General features: G+C 70.3%; 13 protein-coding genes. 7 read left to right on the plus strand and 6 right to left on the minus strand.

Features of this window, described 5'->3' with window-relative positions; all coding sequences use genetic code 11:
* Positions 1 to 179 precede the first annotated feature (179 nt).
* Positions 180 to 4607, plus strand: coding sequence for a family 43 glycosylhydrolase (locus tag FM051_RS28300; protein WP_238412701.1), 4428 nt, complete (start codon positions 180 to 182; stop codon positions 4605 to 4607).
* Between the two features lie 99 nt (positions 4608 to 4706).
* Here FM051_RS28300 and FM051_RS28305 read toward each other — a convergent pair whose 3' ends face one another.
* Both FM051_RS28305 and FM051_RS28310 read right to left on the minus strand, forming a co-directional pair.
* Entirely contained in the window at positions 4707 to 7430 is a 2724-nt protein-coding gene (locus FM051_RS28305; protein ID WP_238412702.1) for a beta-L-arabinofuranosidase domain-containing protein, read from the minus strand.
* A 651-nt stretch (positions 7431 to 8081) separates the two neighbouring features.
* Positions 8082 to 8915 (minus strand): phytanoyl-CoA dioxygenase family protein, encoded by an 834-nt coding sequence (locus FM051_RS28310; protein ID WP_158848610.1) that lies wholly within the window; start codon positions 8913 to 8915, stop codon positions 8082 to 8084.
* Positions 8916 to 8985: 70 nt separating this feature from the next.
* Between FM051_RS28310 and FM051_RS28315 the strand changes: the two genes are divergently transcribed.
* On the plus strand, positions 8986 to 9885 hold the full coding sequence (locus tag FM051_RS28315) for a helix-turn-helix domain-containing protein (RefSeq protein WP_158848612.1): 900 nt from the start codon (positions 8986 to 8988) through the stop codon (positions 9883 to 9885).
* Between the two features lie 37 nt (positions 9886 to 9922).
* Here the strand turns inward: FM051_RS28315 and FM051_RS28320 are convergent, their stop codons facing one another.
* The gene (locus FM051_RS28320) at positions 9923 to 13093 is read right to left on the minus strand and encodes an NACHT domain-containing protein (protein WP_158848613.1); all 3171 of its coding nucleotides are present in this window, start codon (positions 13091 to 13093) and stop codon (positions 9923 to 9925) included.
* Positions 13094 to 13495: 402 nt separating this feature from the next.
* Here FM051_RS28320 and FM051_RS28325 point away from each other — a divergent pair, with 402 nt between their 5' ends.
* Both FM051_RS28325 and FM051_RS28330 read left to right on the plus strand, forming a co-directional pair.
* Positions 13496 to 14320 (plus strand): SDR family oxidoreductase, encoded by an 825-nt coding sequence (locus FM051_RS28325; RefSeq protein ID WP_238412703.1) that lies wholly within the window; start codon positions 13496 to 13498, stop codon positions 14318 to 14320.
* Between the two features lie 89 nt (positions 14321 to 14409).
* Positions 14410 to 14796, plus strand: coding sequence for a DUF6223 family protein (locus tag FM051_RS28330; RefSeq protein ID WP_238412704.1), 387 nt, complete (start codon positions 14410 to 14412; stop codon positions 14794 to 14796).
* A gap of 38 nt (positions 14797 to 14834) precedes the next feature.
* On the opposite strand, the gene FM051_RS28335 is transcribed toward FM051_RS28330, so the two are convergent.
* Both FM051_RS28335 and FM051_RS28340 read right to left on the minus strand, forming a co-directional pair.
* Complete coding sequence (locus tag FM051_RS28335; protein ID WP_158848617.1) at positions 14835 to 15497, minus strand: response regulator; 663 nt, start codon at positions 15495 to 15497, stop codon at positions 14835 to 14837.
* Entirely contained in the window at positions 15494 to 16639 is a 1146-nt protein-coding gene (locus tag FM051_RS28340; RefSeq protein ID WP_158848619.1) for a sensor histidine kinase, read from the minus strand. Before FM051_RS28340 ends, FM051_RS28335 begins: the two co-directional genes overlap by 4 nt.
* Here FM051_RS28340 and FM051_RS28345 point away from each other — a divergent pair.
* From FM051_RS28345 to FM051_RS28355, 3 genes are all read left to right on the plus strand, one after another.
* Positions 16638 to 16784 (plus strand): hypothetical protein, encoded by a 147-nt coding sequence (locus FM051_RS28345; RefSeq protein ID WP_158848621.1) that lies wholly within the window; start codon positions 16638 to 16640, stop codon positions 16782 to 16784. The genes FM051_RS28340 and FM051_RS28345 overlap by 2 nt on opposite strands.
* Before the next feature lie 216 nt (positions 16785 to 17000).
* Complete coding sequence (locus tag FM051_RS28350) at positions 17001 to 18317, plus strand: choice-of-anchor B family protein (RefSeq protein ID WP_158848623.1); 1317 nt, start codon at positions 17001 to 17003, stop codon at positions 18315 to 18317.
* A gap of 116 nt (positions 18318 to 18433) precedes the next feature.
* Entirely contained in the window at positions 18434 to 19315 is an 882-nt protein-coding gene (locus FM051_RS28355; RefSeq protein WP_238412705.1) for a hypothetical protein, read from the plus strand.
* A gap of 242 nt (positions 19316 to 19557) precedes the next feature.
* Here the strand turns inward: FM051_RS28355 and FM051_RS28360 are convergent, their stop codons facing one another.
* Positions 19558 to 20766 carry a multidrug effflux MFS transporter gene (locus FM051_RS28360; RefSeq protein WP_238412706.1) on the minus strand — a complete coding sequence of 403 codons (1209 nt, stop codon included), beginning with the start codon at positions 20764 to 20766 and terminating at the stop codon, positions 19558 to 19560.
* Between the last annotated feature and the right edge of the window lie 107 nt (positions 20767 to 20873).

Raw genomic sequence — 20873 nt, forward strand, 5'->3', positions numbered from 1 at the left:
TTAGCGATCACTCCACCCCGCAGACGTTGTTGACATAGCCAGCGCCTGCTCTCACACTCCTCATGTTAACGCTAACACCATCGCAACGTAGCGAGGACCGCATGCGGCGCTTTGCCCGTGACAGACGGATGTTCCGACAACTGGCCGCGGGCGTGGCCGTCACGTTGTGTTGGGGCATAGTGGCCATACCGCAGCCGGCGGTCGCCGCGGCGGAGGACGTCACCGACGGCCTCGTGCTGCGCTACGACCTGGACCAGACGTCGGGTTCGGTGGTTGTGGACAGCTCCGGCAACGGCAGGAACGGCACCGTGGCCGGCGGCACGTGGTCCGCCTCCGAAGGTCTGGCGCTCGACGGCGTGGACGACCACGTCAAGATCCCCGACAACATCGCCGCCGGGCTGTCGTCGATCACCGTCTCGGTGGACGTGCTGATCGACCCCGCGCAGGCCACGCCGTACTTCATCTGGGGTCTGGGCAACCCGGCGACGTCCTCCTCGGGCAACGGGTACCTGTTCGCCAGCGGTGACAACTTCCGGGCCGCCGCGTCGAAGACCAACTGGTCCGGCGAGCAGGTGACCGCGCGGTCCTCCGGCGGCAGGCTCGACCGGGGCGTGTGGAAGTCGGTGACCTACACCCAGACCGGCACGACCGGAACCCTCTACGAGGACGGCGTCGCCGTCGGGCGCAACACCTCGGTGACCACCCAGCCCGGACAGATCGGCAACGGCACGACGACCGGCAACGTGCTCGGCGAGTCGAACTACGCCGCCGACAACACCCTGCGCGGCAAGGTCAAGAACTTCCGGATCTACAACCGGGCGCTGAACGACGCCGAGGTCGCCGCGATCGCGCTGGGCGACGCCGAGCGGTTGCAGGGCGACTTCACCGGTCTCGCGCTCGGCGGCCTGTCCGCCGTCACCGCCGACCTGGCACTGCCCGGCAAGGCGGCGTACGGCTCGACGATCACCTGGGCGTCCGACAACCCCGCCGTGATCGCGCCGAGCGGCAAGGTCACGCGGCCCGCGCCGGACGCCGACCCGGCCAACGTCACCCTCACCGCGACGCTGACGCGCGGTGGCTTGACCGCGCAGAGGTCCTTCCAGGCCACTGTGCTCCCCATGCCCGGCGACCGGTCCAGGGCGGAGGAGGCCGCCGCCGCGCTGAGCGTGGCGCACGCCGATGACGTGCGCGGGCACCTCACCCTGCCGACCACGGGCCTGAACAACGCGACCGTGGCGTGGTCGTCTTCGGCGCCCGCCGTGGTCGCGCCGGACGGGGTCGTGACGCGGCCCGCCAACGGCGCGGGCGACGCGGCGGTCCGCCTCACCGCGACCGTCACCGTCGGCACCGCGACGACAACGCGGGCGTTCGACCTGACCGTGCGCCAACTGCCCAAGGTCGAGCCCTACGCGGGCTACGCGTTCGCCTACTTCACCGGCAACTCCATCAGCGGCGAGAAGATCTACTTCGCGGCCAGTCGCGGCAACAACGCCCTGCAGTGGGACGAGCTCAACAACGGCGCCCCGGTGCTGACGTCCACCAAGGGCACGCAGGGCCTGCGGGACCCGTTCCTGATCCGCTCGCCCGAGGGCGACCGGTTCTTCCTCATCGCCACCGACCTGTCCATCGGCCGTGACGGCGACTGGGACCGGGCGCAGCGCCAGGGCAGCCTGTACCTGGAGGTGTGGGAGTCCACGGACCTGGTGAACTGGTCCGAGCAGCGGCACGTGAAGATCTCCCCGCCCACGGCGGGCAACACGTGGGCGCCCGAGGCGTACTGGGACGACACCATCAAGCAGTACGTGGTGTTCTGGGCGTCCAAGCTGTACGCGGAGAACGACCCGCAGCACGTCGGCAGCACGTACAACCGGATGCTCTACGCCACCACGCGCGACTTCACGACGTTCAGCGAGCCGAAGATCTGGCAGGACCGCGGGTCCTCGCGCATCGACTCCACGGTGATCAAGGACAACGGGATCTACTACCGGTTCACCAAGGACGAGGGCGCGGGCGGCACCGGCTGCTCGGACATCATCCAGGAGAAGGCGACCTCGCTGACCGCGATCGACCTGCCCGGCGCGCCGGCGTGGGCGTTCCAGAAGGGCTGCATCGGCCGGGACGCGGGAACTTCCGCGGTCGAGGGCCCGACGGTGTTCAAGGCCAACCCGGGCGACAAGTCCGGCTCCCCGTACTACCTGTTCGTGGACGAGTACGGCGGCCGCGGCTACATCCCGTTGGGCACGGCGAACCTCGAGACGCCCGACTGGCGCGTCCCGGCCGCGTTCGACCTGCCCGCCAGCCCGCGGCACGGCACCGTCGTGCCGGTCACCGCGACCGAGCACACCGCGCTGCTGAAGGCGCTCAACGGCCCGATCCCGCCGGAGCCGATCAAGCGCGACGCCAACGGCCTGGTCGCCCACTACGACCTCGACCAGACCAGCGGCACGCAGGTGACCGACACGTCCGGCAACGGCTACAACGGCACCCTGTCCGGGGACGCCACCTGGTCGGACGGCGCGCTGCGGCTGGGCGGTTCCAACGGCCACGTGCGCCTGCCGGACAACATCATGGCCGGGCTGGACGAGATCACCGTCTCGCTGGACGTCAACATCGACCCCACGCAGCCGACGCCCTACTTCATCTGGGGCCTGGGCAACACGACCAACAACGCGGGTGACGGCTACCTGTTCACCACCGGCGACAACTACCGGTCGTCCATCTCGATGGGCAACTGGACCGGTGAGCAGACCGTCACGTCCGGGGCGGCCGTCCCGCGCGGCGGCTGGCGGAACCTGACCTACACGCTGGACAAGTCGGACACCGCCAAGGTCTACCTCGACGGCGTGCTCGTCGGCACCAAGACCGGGGTCACCGTCGACCCGGGCGACATCGGCGGCGGCCGGACGGCGGCCAACTACATCGGCCGGTCCCTGTACGCCGCCGACAAGTACCTCAAGGGCCAGGTGCGCGACTTCTCCCTGTACGCCAGGGCGTTGTCGGCCCAGGACGTGGCGGAGCTCAGCGGCAACACCACCGGGGTCATCGGGGTCGGGCTGGACAGCCTGAAGGTCGACGCGCGGATCGACACCGCCGCGGGGACCGTCGTGCTGCCGGTCCGCCCCGGCACCGACCTGAAGACCCTCGCCCCGCAGTTCGTCGTGGCGTCGGGGTCGACGGTCACGCCGTCCGGCCCGCAGGACTACTCCAAGCCGGTCACGGTGACGGTCACCGCCAAGGACGGCGCGTCACGCCAGTGGACCGTGCGGGCAGTGGAGATGCGCTCCCCCGTGCTGCCCGGCTTCAACGCCGACCCGAACATCGTGCGGTTCGGCGACACGTACTACATCTACGCCACGACCGACGGGTTCCCCGGCTGGAGCAGCTCGTCGTTCAAGGTGTGGTCGTCGAAGAACCTGGTCGACTGGACCGAGCACGGCACGATCCTCGACCTGGGACCGGACGTGTCCTGGGCCGACTCCCGGGCCTGGGCGCCGACCGCGATCGAGAAGGACGGCAAGTACTACTTCTACTTCTCCGCCGACCAGAACATCGGCGTCGCGGTGGCCGACTCGCCCCTCGGGCCGTTCACCGAGCCGCTGGGCCGGCCGTTGGTCAGCAAGGCCGACTACAACAACGCCCAGCAGATCGACCCGGCCGTGTTCACCGACGACGACGGCCGCAGCTACCTGTTGTGGGGCAACGGGACCCCGCGCATCGCCCAGCTGAACGCGGACATGGTGTCGCTGGACAAGAGCACCGAGCGGACCCTGAGCGGGCTGACCGACTTCCGCGAGGGCCTGTTCCTGAACAAGCGGGCCGGGGTCTACTACCTGTCCTGGTCCGTCGACGACACCCGCAGTGAGAACTACCGGGTCGGCTACGCCACCGGCCCGAGCCCGACCGGCCCGTGGACCTCGCGCGGCGAGATCCTCACCAAGGACACGGGCAGCGGCATCCTCGGGACCGGCCACCACTCGATCGTCCAGGTGCCCGGGACCGACGACTGGTACATCGCCTACCACCGGTTCGCCATCCCCGGCGGGGACGGCATGCACCGGGAGACCACGATCGACCGGCTGCACTTCGAGCCCGACGGCTCGATCCGGAAGGTCGTGCCGACGTTGGAGAGCGTCGAGCCGCTGTCCTACACCGGCGGCCCGATCACGACGGCGGTGAGCCTCGGCACGGTCACGCTGACGGGCGGCCAGGGCGTGGCGGCCGTCGAGTACCGGGTCGACGGCGGGGCGTGGGCGAAGTACCAGGGCCCGGTCACGGTCGGCAAGGGCAGCCACACGGTCGAGTACCGCGCCCAGAGCGTCAACCTCGTCTGGAGCGAGGTGTGGGCGCTGGCGGTCCAGCCGTTGACCTACGCGCAGGCCAAGGCGGAGATCGCGGACTTCGAGAAGGCACGCCGGATCAGCCCGATCGTCGCCATGCTCGCCCAGCTGCACCTGACCCTCGCCGAAACCGCTCAAAGCGGGGGCCTGCCCCAGGTCGCCGCACCCGTCCTGGACAACCTCGGGCGCCTGGCGGCGGTCCAGGTGCGTGACGAAGGTGCCCGGACGCGGATGCAGACCATCGCGGCGGAACTGAAGTACCAACTCTGAGAACCGCAAGACGGGACAGGCCCACCACCGCTACCGGTGGTGGGCCTGTTCCGTCGACTGACCAAGGGTGACGCCCGCCGCGTACGGGGTGCGAGAGGGTCAGATGAAGCGCCAGAGGTGGTCGTTGGTGCCGTTGTCGTCCCAGATGACCACTTGCGCGCCTCGCGAGGTGGAGGCGCCGCTGAGGCCGAGGACCCGGCCGCCGTTGGCGGTCTGGATGCGGAAGTAGCCGTTCGCACCGTAGCGCAGTCGCCACTTGTGGTCGGCGGTGCCGTTGTCCGCCCACTGCAGGACGCGGGCGCCGTTGCCGGTCGCCGCTCCTTCGACGCCGAGGACCTTGCCGCTGTTGCTGTTGCGCAGGCGGAAGTAGCCGTCGGGGTCGAGCAGCGCGGTCCACAGGTGGTCCGCGGTGCCGTTGTCGTCCCACTGGATCGCCAGGCCACCGTCCGCCGTGGACATGTTCTGCACACCGAGGACGAGGCCGCTGGCGAGGTTCTGGATGCGGCGGGCGCCGGTCGGCACGAACCGCCAGTTGTTGTCCGCGGTGCCGTTGTCCGGGTCCTGGACGGCCTGCGCGCCCTGCGCGGTGGAGCCGTTGAGGGTGCCCAGCAGCTTGGCGCTGTTGGCGTTGCGGATCTTGTGGGTGCCGTCGCCGTTGTCGACGATCGTCCAGCGGTGGTCGGCGGTGCCGTTGTCCGACCACTGCAGCACGCGGGCGTTGTCGGCCGTGGACATGTTGTCCACGCCGAGCACCTTGTTGCTGTTGAGGTTGCGCAGCCGGACCGCGGTGCCGTCGGGGACCAGCTGCCAGTTGTGGTCCGGTGTGCCCGTGTCGCCCCACTGCAGGGCGTCCGCGCCGTCCGCGGTGGACATGTCCCGGATGCCGAGCACCATGCCGGAGGCGGCGTTGAACAGCCGGTAGCCCGCATCGGCACTGCTGCCGGTGTTCCAGTAGACGGTGTAGTTGTGCCCGTGGGCGTCGTAGAACGGGCCGAGGTTGACGGTGGCCCCGTTCGCGGTCGCGGTGAAGGCCAGCGCCGAGGAGCTGGTGCGGGTGACGGAGGCGGTGTTGAGCGACGGGAGCGTGCTGAAGACCGTGTCGCCGTAGTTGCCGGACAGCACGACCGGACCGTAGGTCACCGCGGCGACTTCGGGGTTGTCGTTGGCCGGCTGCATGACGATCCGCATCGGCAGGCGCACGGTGACGGTGTCGCCGGAGGTCCACGACCGGGTCAGGCTCGCGTAGGTGCCCGGCGTGGTGGTGATGTTCTGGGCAACCCCGTTGACGCTGACGGTCGCACCGCTGGTCCAGGACGGGATGCGCAACCGCATGGTCCAAGACCCGCCCGCGTTGCCGGTGACGGTCAGCGTGGTGGTGTCGCCGACCGGGAAACCCGTGGTCTGGGTGACGGTGATGTTGCGCTGCGACCAGGTGAGCACCGACGGCGTGTACAGGTTCACGGTCAGCGTGGTGCCGTTGTGGAAGTAGACCGAGTCGGCCAGCCGCGTGTTGACCTCCAGCGCGGTGCCCTGGCAGCACCAGAACGTGCCGTAGTCGGTGCTGAAGCTGCCGCCGCCCACCACCGGGCCCGCCACGCCCCTCCGGCCGCCGGGGTTGAGCGCGGTGAAGTAGCAGACGTGGCCGTGGCTGCTGTTCGGGTCCTGCTGGCCGATCAGGTGGTTGAGCAGCGCGCGTTCGTAGAAGTCGAAGTAGGAGGCCCGGTTCGGGTCCAGCAGCCACAGTTCCCGGGTCAGCTTGAGCATGTTGTAGGTGTTGCACGCCTCGGCCGTGTCGCGGTCCAGGAACCCGGCGATGGCGTTCGGGGCGCGGAAGTGCTCGGCCTCGCTGTTGCCGCCGATCACGTAGGTGTGCGCGCCGACGGTGATGTCCCACGCGTTGCGGGCGATGTCGCGGTAGCGGGTGGTGCCGGTGGCCTTGTACTCCCGGGCCGCCCCGATCCACTTCGGCACCTGCGTGTTGGCGTGCAGCCCGTTGAGCCGGTCCTGGTTGGCGGCCAACGGATCGAACACGACGGCGTGGTCGAACCGCTGGGCCACGGTCAGCCACCGGGAGTCGCCCGTCTGCTGGTACAGGTCCGCGAGGACGGCGTTCATGCCGCCGAACTCCGTCTGGAGCGTGGTCTGCATCTGGGCGGTGGTCAACCGACCCGTCCGCCAGTCCACCCAGCCCGCGAACCGCAGCAGCACGTCACGCGCCTGCGTGTTGCCGATGTAGCGCCACACGTCCAGCAGACCGGCCAGGGTCTTGTGCAGGCAGTAGTACGGCACACCCCGGCGCGTGCCCGCCTCCACCGAGTCCAGGTCCGACTCCGGGAACCCGGACAGGTAGCCGGTGTTGAAGCCCGCCGCGGCGTTGTTGGCCTGGCACTTGGCCAACTCGGCGACCATGTGGTTGGCCTTGTCCCGGCACGTCGTGTCGCCCAGCACCGCCCAGGCGTTGGCCCACGCGCTGAGGAAGTGCCCCTGGCTGTGGGTGCGGAACTCGAAGTTCGGGGCCTCCCACCCGCCGCACGCGGCCGCGCCGTTGGTCGACAGCCGGTGGTTCGCGCGGAAGTTGTAGAGCAACCGGTCGACGTCGATGAACCGCAGGTACGAGAGTGTGCGGTTCTGGTTGTCCAGCCAGCGGCCCGCGGTGAGGCGGACCTGCTCGAGTTCGAACGGGAACGCCGAGACGCCGATGTCGTTGCGGACCGGCGGCACCACCGCGGCACCGGCGACCGGAGCCACCGACGGCACCAGGGCCGGCGCGGCGGTCGCGAGGGCGGCGACGCCCGCGGCCTGCAGCAACCTGCGGCGGTTCAAGGGTGAAGAAGACAATGGTGCTCCCAGGGTCGGCTGCCACGGCTGCCACGACAGCCGATCGGCAGTGCCGGTGCGCTCCACCGGGACAGCACCCGGAGCGCACCGTTGTGCTCGTGAACAGGAACTGATCAACGACGGGTCCGCGGCGGATCACGGTCGGCGATGGTTTCGCCGCGGCGGGATCAGCGCGGCGGGATCAGCAGGCGCCGCACCGCGCGGTACCGAGCCGGACGGACGCACCAAGACGACCGGGAGACCTGTCAGCGCCGCGGGCGACCGCGGGTCGTGATCTGCCGCGGCGGGGAAGACACGCACTCTCCATTGAGGTGGTCCTCTCGGTTCAGCCCACCCTCGTGCCAGTACGTCGACAGAACCGGCCGGCTAGGGCCGGCGGGTTCGCATCTGCGCTGATCCGGGACGGAGCCAGGAATGTTAACGCTAACATTCAGTTGAGATGTGAACTGAGTCATGCCTGACCGGGTGGGGCATATAAGTAACAGCTCCATTGCCGGGCTGTCAACACTCCGGCGACCCCGACGAGCTCGACAAGTCGCTGGAAGGCGCAATAACGCTGTTAGCGTTAACAGACAGCAACCACGTCGGCTGCGGCGTTGCCGCGACCACTCGCGGCAACGCCGGGCCGTCATCGGCTCAGTGGGGACCCGACGGCGCGAACTCCGTACCGCAAGGGCCGGCGCCTTCGCTCTCCGGCAGCCTGACGCGGTCGCCGGTCATGGACAGGGTCGGGTACCAACGCCCTATCCGTTCCGCCGAGCGGCCGACGTAGTGGCAGATCAGCGAGCGCCGGAAGCGGTCGGCGGTGCGGTTGGGCTGGGAGCCGTGCACCAGGCTGCCGTTGAAGAACAGCACGTCTCCCGGGTCCATGTCGACGGGCACCACGGCCAGGCCCGGCGGCGGGGGAACGTACTCCTTGACGAACGACAGCTCCGGATCCGCGGTCTCCGGGCAGAACAGGTCCATCCGGTGCGTGCCCGGGACGACTTCGAGTCCGCCGTTCTCGCGATCGATCACATCGCAGGCGATCCACGCGGCGACACAGGTGCCCGGTTCCACCCGGAGGTAGAAGTTGTCCTGGTGCAGCGCCTGACCCCGAGCGCCCGGCGGCTTGAAGTAGAACATGCTCTGGGCGGCCAGCACTTCCTCGCCCAGCAGCGTCTCCAAGACGGTCCGCAGCCGCGGTTCGAGCAGGTAGTGCAGGGCCAGTTCACTGATCAGGTGCGGGTGCATCACGCGCGGATAGGCGTTCAGCGGATCGTCGGGCCCGGCCGTCTCGGACTCCCGGGGCTCGAAGTGCCCGGGGATCGGCCCGGCGGCGTGCAGTGCCGTGAACTCGGCACGCAAACGCTGGATCTCGGCCGGGCTGAACAGTCCGCGCACCACCGTGAAGCCGTTCTCCTCGAACTCCAGGCGGCCGGCCTCCGGCGGCACGCCGGTGCGGGTGGCCTCATTGCCTTTGGCTGTCATGCGCACGCCCTTCCTGGTCCGATCCGTGTCCCACAGGTGCCACGCTAGGACCGCACGACACGTGGGGAGGATGCCCGTGCATGCTGACGCGTTGCCCGAAACTGCTGCGCCGTCCCCACCGCCGGGGCTCGTGATCGCCGGCTGCTTCCACCAATCGCACGGATACCGCGTGAACCGCCCGCAGGGCGCGGACACCTGGTTGTTCACCTGGACCACGAGCGGACGGGGGTTGCTGCGCCAGGGTGCGGCCGCGGTGCAGGCGCGCGCGGGCGATCTGGTGGTGCTGGGTCCCGGTGTGGCCCACTGGTACGGAGTCTCACCGGGCGCGGAGCACTGGGCGTTCTGGTGGGTGCACTGCCAGGCCAGGGTCGCCTGGTCCGCCTGGCTGCGGCCCTACACCGTCGCGGACCGCCTGCACGCGGTCACGTCGGTACCCACCGAGGGGTGGGGCCGCCTTGAGACGGCCTTTCGCAGACTGTTCGCCGACGCCCAACGGACCGGCGGCGCCGTTGTGCCCCGCTCGGAACCCACGGTGAACAAGGCCGCCGTGGCGCACAGCAGCGCGGCGCGCGATCTGACGCTCTGTTCACTGGAGGAGATCGTCCTGTTCGCCACCGTGACCGCCGCGGCGGCGCGCCCCGAACCGAACGTGGACCCGCGGGTGCGCCGGGCCGAGGAGTTGATCGCGGCCGACCCGGGTGCGGCGCACACGGTGCGATCACTGGCGAGGAGCGTCTCGCTCTCGCCGTCCCGGTTCGCGCACCTGTTCACCGAACAGCTCGGCCAGTCCCCGATGCGGGCACTGGCGCACGCCAGGCTGCGCCACGCCGCCCGGCTGCTGGAGGACACCGTGCTGCCGGTGGAACGGGTGGCCGCCGCGTCCGGCTTCACCAGCCCGTCGCACTTCAACCGGGCCTTCCGGCAACGCTACGGACTGCCGCCCGGCGCGTACCGGGCGATGCTCGGATAGCGGTCGAGGTACAGCGTGGTCCAGGCGGCTGCACCGGTCAGCGGTTCTCGCTCACCATCTCGACCGCCCGCTCCCCCGTCAGCGCCAGCGCTGCCTCGTATGCCCAGATCTCCACGTTCCCGCACGCGTCCGGGCAGGTGGAGGACTCCATCAAGCTCGCGCCGGCCGCCGGGTAGTGGAGTCGTGCGGCGACATCGGAGAGCAGCGCCTTCTCCTCGTCGTCCGGCGTGTAGCCGAGCACCACTTGGAGCTTCGAGCGACGACAGCCTGATCCGATTCTCGCCTGCACGGCATGGCTCGGCGTGGCCAGGAACACGAACCCCGACCAGTCGACCCCGCAGTCGGCGGACAGCCATCGGTACCCGGCGCTGTCGTCGACGACGATCAACCCTTCTTCGGCGTCGGCGAGTCGTACCGTTGCCATCCACGCGTGCAACGCGAGCAGCGAATCTCCGCCGATGACGCTCCCCACATGGAGCTGCGACGTGTGATTCGCCACGGGAGCGACTTCCGGGCGGGCCGAGTCGAAGACCACGGGCATGCTCAAGCCCTCCTGGGCGGCCCATGAGTTCAGCCGATCCATCGCCACGTCGAACGGCCGCGCGTCGGGGCCCCGGGCGTCCAGCGTCGACTGCGGATAGGACGCCAGCACCACGCGGATGGGGTGACGGTCGCGCACCGCCTCCTGCGCGCGGGCGATCCCGTCCAGTCGTCGGTCGAGGTCGTCCAGGCCCTGTGACCGCAGCGGTCCGATCACCGCCACCGCCACGGCGTCCGCCTTGCCCGCTGCTTCCTCGTTGCCCTGCCGAAGCCGGTCCGCCAGCTCCGGGGCGAGCCCGAGTTCCACCCAGTCGGATTCCGGGACGACACCCACGCACTCTTCACCGTTTCGGGTGTTGGCCAGCACCTGGTCGACCTCGAACCCGAGCCGTGTCGCCGACGCGCAGCGGTAGTGGTTGAACGCTCCCCAGCTCACCAGCGTCGCGCCGATGATCGCGGTCGCGCCCACCAGGGCGGTGACGCGTCGACGTCGAGGCGTCTTCGCCGGTTTGACCGAACCGGTGTCGGAGGCCTTGGTGTAGAGCCGCTCCTGGAGGCGGACGTGCCGGAACTGGTAGACGCCGCCGGACTGGCGGAGCAGGCCGCGGTCGCGCGCGTCGGCGAGGAACAGCGGGAGCCGCCACGGCAGCGAGCCCCGCACCGCCAGTGCGATCCGGGCCAGGACGAACCGAGGCCACGCCCTCGTGAGCAGCACGAGCAACATGACAGCGAGACCGGGCAGGACGGTGGCCATGCCGATCGCGCCGAAGGGCGAGTCCAGCGCGCGGAGGTCGACGTCGAACGCGGGCGTGCCCTCGATGTCGAGCAGGCTCGCGGCCACCGCGCCGAAGACCGTGCTGAGGAAGCCGGCGACGATCAGCACGGGCAGGCCGACGAGTGCGGCGACGACACCCGCTATCGCCGCTCCCGCCAGGGACGACCGGCGGTCCTGGGTCAGGAACCGGGTCGGTGTCGCCTTCGCGGAGCGTTCCGGGCGCGCGCCGGTCCAGTGGTGGGCGGCGACGGCCGTGCCGACCACGACCGCGAGCCCGAGGACGACCGCCACGCTCATGGCCATCGACGTGACGTCGGCGTACGAGACGGTCTGGTTCGCCCACTGCATCGAGATGGCCGCGACCAGCATCGGCACGGTCGGCACCAGCACGAACGCCGCCCCCGCCGCGAACCCCTTCCGCAGCCGTTCGAACGACCCCGAGACCTGGAAGCTCATCCGCCGGGGCTCACGGCCGGTCGCGCCGAACCACAGGGCGGTGGCGAGGACCGCGACGACCGCGCCGAGCGCGAGGCCGAACGTGAAGACGTCCTCGGCATCCCCCGACCCCACGGTCAGACCGCCCAGGGCGACCACGAGCATCAGGACGACTCCGATGCCCACGCCGAACACCGGTGCGGTCCACGGCGACACCAACCGGTCGGCCAGCCGCCACCACGCGAGGTCGCGTTCGCGGTGGCGGTGCATGTGCCGGGCGAGGAACGCCAGCCAGCGTTGCGCCTGGTCCGGGGTCCACCGCGCGTCGCCGACGACGCCGAGCTCGCCGGTCGGCAGCGGGTCCGGCGCGTACGCGGCGTCGACGACGCGGTCGATGAGGAAGTGCTCGATCGCGTCACGGCCGGAGAACTTGTCCTTGTCCAGCAGGTCGGCCGGGTCGCCGCCGCACCGTTGGTAGCCGGTGCGCGCGAGGCTCACCATGAGAGGGGTGGACAGGGCGTTGCCGACGGGGGTGTCGCGCCCGGTCCGGAGCACCTCGAACACCGGCTCCCAGGACGTTCCCGGGGGCCACGGGGCCACTTCGGTGAGGTAGGCGACCGCGTCGGCCCCGGACACCGGGAGGATGCGCGCTGTGGCGGACTTGCGCAGCGCCGCGGCCCCGGCGCGGATCGCGTCGTCGTACTCGGCCGTCCGGCAGGTCAGGACGATCGGCCGTTTCCGTCCCAGCGCGGCGTTGATGCCCTTGACCGCGGTACGCCGGTCCGACTCGGGCATCTCGTCCAGGCCGTCGAGCACGGGGATGAGCTTGTCATCGCGCAGCAACGCCGACGGGACGTCGCGACGGCCGTCGTAGTACTCGGTGGCGAGGGTGCGGACGAGCCACGTGTCGAACGCCTCGTCCACCGGGTCCCAGGAGGCGATGGCGAGCAGGACCGGCACGGGATCGCCGAGTTCCCTCGCCCGCAGCAGGCCCAACGTGAGCACGATCGCGACGACGGTCTTGCCCGAGCCGGGTTCGCCGAGCAACAGCAGCCGCCTGCTGTAGATGTCGAGGTAGTCGCGGGCCAGGTCGTCGCTGACGTCTTCGAACGGCCCTTCCAGCCGACTGGTCCGCGTGCCGTCGGTCCACGTCAGCGGCAGCACGTGCGGCTCTTTGACGCGGCGCGCGGCGACCTCGTCCAGCCACTGCTCGCGCAGGGTGGTGGCGAGGTCGTTCGCGAGGGACGCGCTGTCCCGGATGACCACGGGTGCGGGCGGCGCGATGCCCGCGATGGCGATGCCGAGCCCCACCATGGACACGAACAGCGCCGACACGCTCGCCAGCTTGTCACCGCGCTCCAGGTCACCGGCCGCGAGCAGCACCGTGAGCACCACGAAGGCGACGGCGAGAAGGCCGAGCAGCACGGCACGCACCACGCGGGACGACGGCGACTTCATACGGCGGACCACTCCGGATCGACTGACGGCTGCGGCGTTCGCATTACCGCTGATCGCCGGACAACCGTTACCTCTACCCTGTCGGGACGTACTCGCCTACCCGAAAATGCGGACTGACGCCGTTGACGGAGACGTTCGCGGCACCGGAGCGTTCTGGGCAGTCGAACTCATCGGCGACCGGGCCACGCGCGAAGCGCTCGCGCCCCACGGTGCGAGCAGCCCTGAGATGGCCGCGATCCTGGCGGCGTGCCGACGGCGAGGCGCACGAGGGCCTGGACATCCTGGACCAGGCATCGGCCGAAGTTCGCGGGGTCCGCCCCTCACATTTGACCTGAAGTCAAGTCGAGGTCTTAGCGTAGCGATGATCAACGACTGACGACGGGAAGAACAACGATGATCCTCGTGACCGGCGCGACCGGGAACATCGGAAGTGCCCTGCTGCAGGAGCTGCATGAATCCGGTGGCGTGCCAGTGCGAGGCCTGACTCGTGACGTTGCCCGAGCCTCGTTCCCTGACGGAGTCGGAGCTGTTGAAGGCGATCTCGCGCGGACGTCCTCACTGAAGTCCGCGTTGGACGGAGTGCGCTCACTATTCCTGGTGTCGCGCATGGGCGAGGATGCCGACATCCTCGCGGCTGCCCGACAAGCGGGTGTGGAGCACGTGGTGCTCGTGTCGTCCATTACGGTCCAGACCCATCCGCACCTACCTGCCGCCGGCGAGAACCTGGCGGTCGAGCGGCTGCTCCAGGACAGCGGCATGACGTGGACCGTCCTGCGGCCGACCCAATTCGCTTCGAACACCCTGTGGTGGGCGGCCTCGATCCGCGAGCACCTGACGGTCCGGTTGCCGTACGCGGACATCGGACTCCCGACGATCCACCCCGCGGACATCGCGGCGGTGGCCCGAGCGGCGCTGACCGAGCCACGTCATCGAGAGCGGACATATGCGCTCACCGGGCCGGCACGCATCACGGCCCGTCAACAGGTCGAGGCCATCTCGGTGGCTCTGAGGCAGGAAGTGTCCGTCGACGAGATCAGCCGAGAAGAGGCCCATCAGCAGATGGCTCCTCTCATGGGAGACGAGACCGCGAACGCGGTGCTCGACCTGATGGGCGGAGACGTCAACGATGAGCTCTTGACGGTGCGCGACACGGTAGCGCGAGTCACCGGCTCACCGGCCAGATCGTTCCGGCAGTGGGCCACGGAGAACGCCGACGCCTTCCGCTGAAACCCTTTCAGGCCAACTGAACGGGCCTTGAATCACCGGGGAGACAACTGGGGCGGTACGACGCCGTGAGGGCGTACAACCCCGGTGGTATGCCCATCGGCAACTCCGGCATGACGACGCGTGACCACGCCGCTACATACGCTGCCGCCCGTATCCGTCGTACGAGCGAAGGAATCGTCACCATGTACGTCCATCATCTGCTTGCCGCACCGGCAGCCGCGCACGTCTCGGTCCAGCTGGCCGCCGCTGGTGATACCGGCATCGGTTCCGGGCGACTCGTGCCCACTGCCGCCGCGGTGGTGGGGCTGATCGGTGTGGTCCTCGGCGCGCTGGCCCTGGCCCGGCCCGCCAGTCGCATCGGCACCGGCAACGGGCCACGCGGGGCCATCGCGGCCGGGGTGGCTGGGCTGATCAGCGTCGTCGTCGGTGGGCTGGCGCTGGCCCGCTCCCGCCGCACCGGCCGCCTGACCGCCTGACCGGCCATGGGTGATGGGTCGGTGCCCGTGTCGTGGTGTCAGGAGCGGGTGAGCCAGCCGGGGACGATCAGGCCGGACTCGTACGCGAGGATCACCAACTGCGCCCGGTCCCTCACCTGCGTCTTCGTCATGATCCGGCTGACGTGCGTCTTCGAGGTGGCCGGGCTCAGCACCAGCCGCGCCGCGATCTCGTCGTTGGACAGGCCGGCGGCGACCAGCGCCATCACCTCACGTTCCCGCTCGGTGAGCGCGCTCAGCCGAGGCCCCGGGTCCGGGTGCTCGGCCCGAGCGGTGAACTCGGCGATCAGCCGGCGGGTGATCGACGGCGCGATCAGCGCGTCACCGCGCGCCACCACCCGCACCCCGTGGATCAGCTCCTCCGGCTCCGTGTCCTTGACCAGGAAGCCGCTCGCGCCGGCCCGCAGCGCGCCGTAGACGTAATCGTCCAGGTCGAACGTGGTCAGGATGATCACGCGGACAGCGGAGCTCGCGGCGATCTCCCGGGTGGCGGCCAGGCCGTCCAGGCCGGGCATCCGGATGTCCATGAGGACGACGTCCGGCCGCAGCTGCCGGGCGAGCCGCACCGCCTCGGCGCCGTCGGCGGCCTCGCCGACCACCTCGATGCCGTCCTCGCCGTTCAGGATGGACCGGAACCCGGCGCGCACCAGGTTCTGGTCGTCGGCCAGCAGCACCCGGATCACGTCGGCGCTCCCGCCGGTACCGGGCCGGGCCGCAGCGGCAGGCGGGCGCACACCCGGAAGCCGCCGTCCGGCTGCGGGCCCGTGGTCAGCGAACCGCCCAGCGCCTGGGCCCGTTCGCGCATGCCGAGGATCCCGTTGCCCGGCTCGCCGGGTGCGCCGGTGCCGTCGTCCTCGACCTCCACCAGCACGTCGTCGCGGTCGGGCCGGACGCGGACCACCGCGGCGGTCGCGCCCGCGTGCCGGTTCACGTTGGTGAGCGCCTCCTGGACGATCCGGTACGCCGCCAGGTCGACCTCCGGCGGCAGCGGCCGGGTCTCGGCGAGCTCGATGCGGATCTCCAACCCGGACCGCCCGGCCGTCGTGACCAGGTCGCCGAGGCGGTTCAGGCCGGGCGCGGGCGCGGTCGGCGCCTCGCCCTCCTGCCGCAGTACGCCCAGCGTCGTGCGCAACTCGCGCAGCGTCTCCTTGCTGGTCTGCTTGATCGCGGTGAGCGCCTCCTCGGACCGGGTGGGGTCCGGGCGGTGCAGCGCGGCGCTGGCCTGCACGTTGATCAGCGAGAGGTGGTGGCCGAGCACGTCGTGCAGCTCGCGGGCGATGCGCAACCGCTCCTCGGTGGCCCGTCGCCGGGCCTCCTCCTCCATCCGCTGCTCGGCGGCGAGCGCGCGGGCCTGCGCTTCGGCGAGGTAGGCCCGGCGGTTGCGGGTCACGCCGACGATGACCGCGATGAGCCAACCGGCGTGCAGCAGCGTCGCCCCGTTCCCGGTGTTCCCGGTTCTGCTGTAGCCGTCCGCGACGGCGAAGGCGACCACCGAGGCCAGACCGAGCCCGATGGCGACCGCGACGTGCCCCTCGTCGACGACGGTGTAGAGCGCCACGACGAACACCAGCATGATCGGACCGGGCTGCTGCAGCAACGCCCCGTACGCGCCGACGGCGGCCAGCGCCACCACGCCCACCGGCACCGGGTGGCGGCGGCGGACGTACAGCGCGCCGGAGGAGGCCAGCACGACCGCCAGCGCCGCCCATTCAGCGGCGGTGTCGATGCCGCGCGACTGCACCACCAGGCCGACGAAGGCGACCAGGCCAACGGCGAGCACCAGGGCCGTGTCCGCCGTCCGGCCGCTCCATCGCCGCCTCGACATGCGCCAAAGCCTAACCTCGCGCGCGGGTGAGCGGGAGGTCAGGCCGCGTTGGCCGGCCGCCGGCACCAGCGGCGACCTGTCCCGCCTGACCGGGCGGTCCACCACGCCGATCGCCGACTCGATCACCCTCGCGCCGAAGGGCTGAGGCACAGGTGGTCAACCAATCGACAAGTCCACAGTGGAGCGACACGGACGGTAGTCGACATGCCTCCGAAAGAGGTACGTACGGGCAAACCGCCGGAGAGCAGACGATCGGGGGTTCATCCCGGGCCGCCGATCCTCCTACCGTCGAACCTGATCGGAAAACCCTGTTCTCGGTCCACCTCGGCGGTCCGGGATTTCCGGTGAGGAGCGCACCACCATGAGAATCCTGCGAATGGCGGGGCTGGCCGTGCTCACGGCCTCCGCGCTCGCGTTATCGATGACGAGCGCGTCCGCGCACGACCCCGACACACCCGAAGGGCAGGCGGCGGTCCGGACCTTCCTGGCCGACCACCTCCCGGCCGAGCGGCACGCCGTCGTCGGCACCGCGGCCGGCGTGCCGTGCGTGAACGGCAAGGCCGACATCTACCCCTGCAAGAACGTCGACCTGCTCAGCGTCCTGCCGCTGTCCAGCATCGGCGGCGGCAACGGCAACGACATCTGGGGCTGGACCGACCCGTCCTCCGGCAAGGAGTACGCCATCGTCGGCCGCACCAACGGCACCGCGTTCGTCGACGTCAGCACGCCCACCTCGCCCAGGTACCTGGGCAACCTGCCGTCCAACGGCGGCAGCAGCAGCTGGCGCGACATGAAGGTCTACAAGGACCACGCGTTCATCGTGGCCGACGCCATCGCCGGGCACGGGATGCAGGTGTTCGACCTGACCCGGCTGCGCACGGTCACCACGCCGCAGACGTTCACGGCGGACGCGCTGTACCGGGAGTTCGGCCCGGCGCACAACATCGCCATCAACGAGGAGACGGGCTTCGCCTACGCGGTCGGTTCCAACACCTGCCGGGGCGGACCGCACATCGTCGACATCCGGACCCCGAAGTCCCCGACGCGGGCCGGGTGCGTCTCCCAGGACGGCTACACCCACGACACCCAGTGCGTCGTCTACCGCGGCCCGGACGCGGCGTACCGCGGCAAGGAGATCTGCTTCAACTCGAACGAGGACACGTTGACCATCGTCGACGTGACCAACAAGACCACCCCGGTGCAGATCTCGCGCAAGGGCTACTCCGGCGCGCAGTACTCGCACCAGGGCTGGCTGACCGAGGACCAGCGGTACTTCCTGCTGGACGACGAACTGGACGAGTCGCGCGGCACCGACAAGCGCACCAAGACCTACATCTGGGACCTCGCCAACCTGGCCTCCCCGGTGCACACCGGGACCTACAGCTCGCCGGCCACCGCGATCGACCACAACCAGTACGTCAAAGACGGGTACTCCTACCAGGCCAACTACCAGGCGGGCCTGCGCGTCCTGGACGTCGGCAGGGTCTCCTCGGCGCAACTGACCGAGGTCGGGTACTTCGACATCTACCCCTCCGGTGACGCGGCGAGGTTCAACGGGGCGTGGAGCAACTACCCGTACTTCGCCAGCGGCATCGTCCTGGTCAACGGCATCGAGCAGGGCCTGGTCGTGGTCAAGCCCAACCTCGGCGCCGTCTCGCCGTCACCCGCTCCGAGGTGACCTGGTCCGCCCCGGACAGGTCGATGTCACGGAGATGACCCCCGTGCGTGGTGGGCGACCGGCAGCGCCGCTCACCACGCATGGGGTCCATCGCCGTCCAGTCGAGGTGAGGAGTGATGATGCGCAACCTGCGGTTCACCGACTGGGTGTTCGTCGCGGTCGCGGCCGCGATGGTGGTGGTGGGGGCGCTGACGTTGTTCCGACCGTCGTCCGGCCCCGCGCACTCGGCGCACCAGCGCGTGGCGCCCGCGGACCTGGTGCCCGCCGCGCACAGCGACGGCCTGTCGGAGGCGGAGAGCGGTTACCGGTTCGAGCGGGTGACCACGCCGTCCACCCGCGGTCCCGCCGTGCCGGTCGCGTTCCGGATCCTCGGGCCGGACGGGCAGCCGGAAACCCTCTTCCTGGACAACCAGACCAAGCAGGTGCACTTCTTCGCCGTCCGCGACGACATGCACGTCTTCCAGCACGTGCACCCGACGCTGGTCGGCGACACGTGGCACACCACGCTCGCGCTGACCGACGGCGGCGCGTACCGGATGTTCGCCGAGTTCGTCCCGCTCGACACCAAGGACCCCCGGCACCCGGTGGTGCTCGGTGTGCCGTTCAGCGTGCCCGGTGACACCACGCTGGTGCCGGTCCCCGCACCCGCCGCCGAGGCGGTGACCGACACCGGGTTCACGGTGACGCGGGTGGACGAGCCCGCCCAGCCCACGCCGATGCGCCCGCAGACGCTGCGGTTCGCCATCCGCACCCCCGACGGCGCCCCGGTCCGCGCACTCGACCCGCACCTGGGCGCCTACGGACACATGACCGGGTTCCACACCATGCTGCTGTCGGCCACCCACCTGCACCCGGTCGAACCGCTGGGCACGCCCCTGGTCAACGGAGAACTGAGCTTCCAGGCGGTGTTCGCCGACCGCGGCGAGTACCGGCTGTTCCTGGAATTCGCACACGGCGGGAAGACGCACACCGCCGCGGTCACCGTCGCCGTGACCTGATTCCTTCGACCTGCCGGGGACGGATTGGCGGCGAACCGAAGACGCCGGCGCGCCGCCTACGCCCCGGCGCCGAATGGCAGCTCCGGACGGCGACGCTGGAAGCGGCCTTTGAGGGACGCCTTTCGTGCGGTGTCAGCCGCCTGCCCAGGTCGCCTCGCAGCTACGACGTTCCTTGCTCCGGGACCCTAGTACAGCCGGCTGTCGACGTCGTTCCGCTTGATCGGCCGCGCACAACCCGCAGTTCAGGCGGGCACCGGCACCCGCCGGCGAACCATCGTCGCCCCCAGCGCCACCCAGGCGACCAGCACGCCGCCGGTCATGGTCAGCGCCATCGCCGGGCCGTCGTTGCCCAGCACGCCGACGACCGGCGCGATCAGGGCGCCGATGCCGAACTGCGCGGCACCCAGCAGCGCGGCGGCGGTGCCGGCCGCCTCACCGTGGCGGGACAGCGCCAGCGCGGGCGCGTTCGGCAGCACGAGACCCACCGCGGCCAGCAGGAACAGCAACGGCACGAGGAAACCGGGCAGACCGCCGAAACCGGAAGTCGTGAACAGGATCAACACCGCGCCGAACGCCAGCGCGGCACCCAGCGCGCCGAACACGATCTGCCGCTCCGACCAGCGGTTCAGCAGCACCACGTTCACCTGCGACGCCCCGATCAGCGCCACCGCGCCGACCGCGAACACCAGCCCGAACTGCTGCTGGTCCAGCCCGTAGGTGTCCTGCAACACGAACGACGAGCCCGAGACGTACGAGAACAGCGCCGACATGCCGAGCGCGGCGACCAGCGACAGCACCACGAACTGCCGGTCGGTCACCAGCGCCTTGTAGGTCCGCAGCACCGGTCGGAACGCGCTCGTCCTGCGCCGCTCCGGCGGCAACGTCTCCTTCAACAGGAAGATCGCGACCAGCATCAACGCCACGCCGAGCGCCGCGAGCACGGCGAACACGCCACGCCAGGAGCCGGTCAGCAGCACCGCCGCGCCGACCGACGGCGCGAGGATCGGCGCCGCACCCATCACGAGCATCAGCCGCGACAGGATCGTCGCCGCGGCACGGCCGGTGAACAAGTCGCGCACCACCGCCATGGCCACCACCATGGCCGCGGCCGCGCCGACCCCTTGCAGCGTGCGCAGCAGGCCGAGGACGACCACGTTCGGCGCCACCACGCACAGCACGGACGCGCCGATGTGCACGGCCGTGCCGATGATCAGCGGCAGCCGCCGGCCGAAGGCGTCGGAGAGAGGGCCGATGACCAGTTGCCCCAGCCCGAGGCCGACGAGCGTGCCGGTGAGCGTCAGCTGCACGGCGGACTCGGACGCGCCGAGGTCCGCACCCAGTGCCGGCAACGCCGGCAAGTACATGTCGATCGTGAAGGGACCGAGAGCGATGAGCGCACCCAGGACGAGGATGATCCGAATCCTGGCGGCTCCGGTCGGCGACTCTGCCAACTGCCCTGGACGGTCCGGTGTGGATGGACTGTGCAGAGTGGCCTGTTCCATACCTGGCGCCAACACCCGACAAGCGGACCTTGTTCCGGTTCAGACGGTCACGTGAT

The organism is Saccharothrix deserti, assembly GCF_009769385.1.
Lineage (GTDB): Bacteria > Actinomycetota > Actinomycetes > Mycobacteriales > Pseudonocardiaceae > Actinosynnema > Actinosynnema deserti.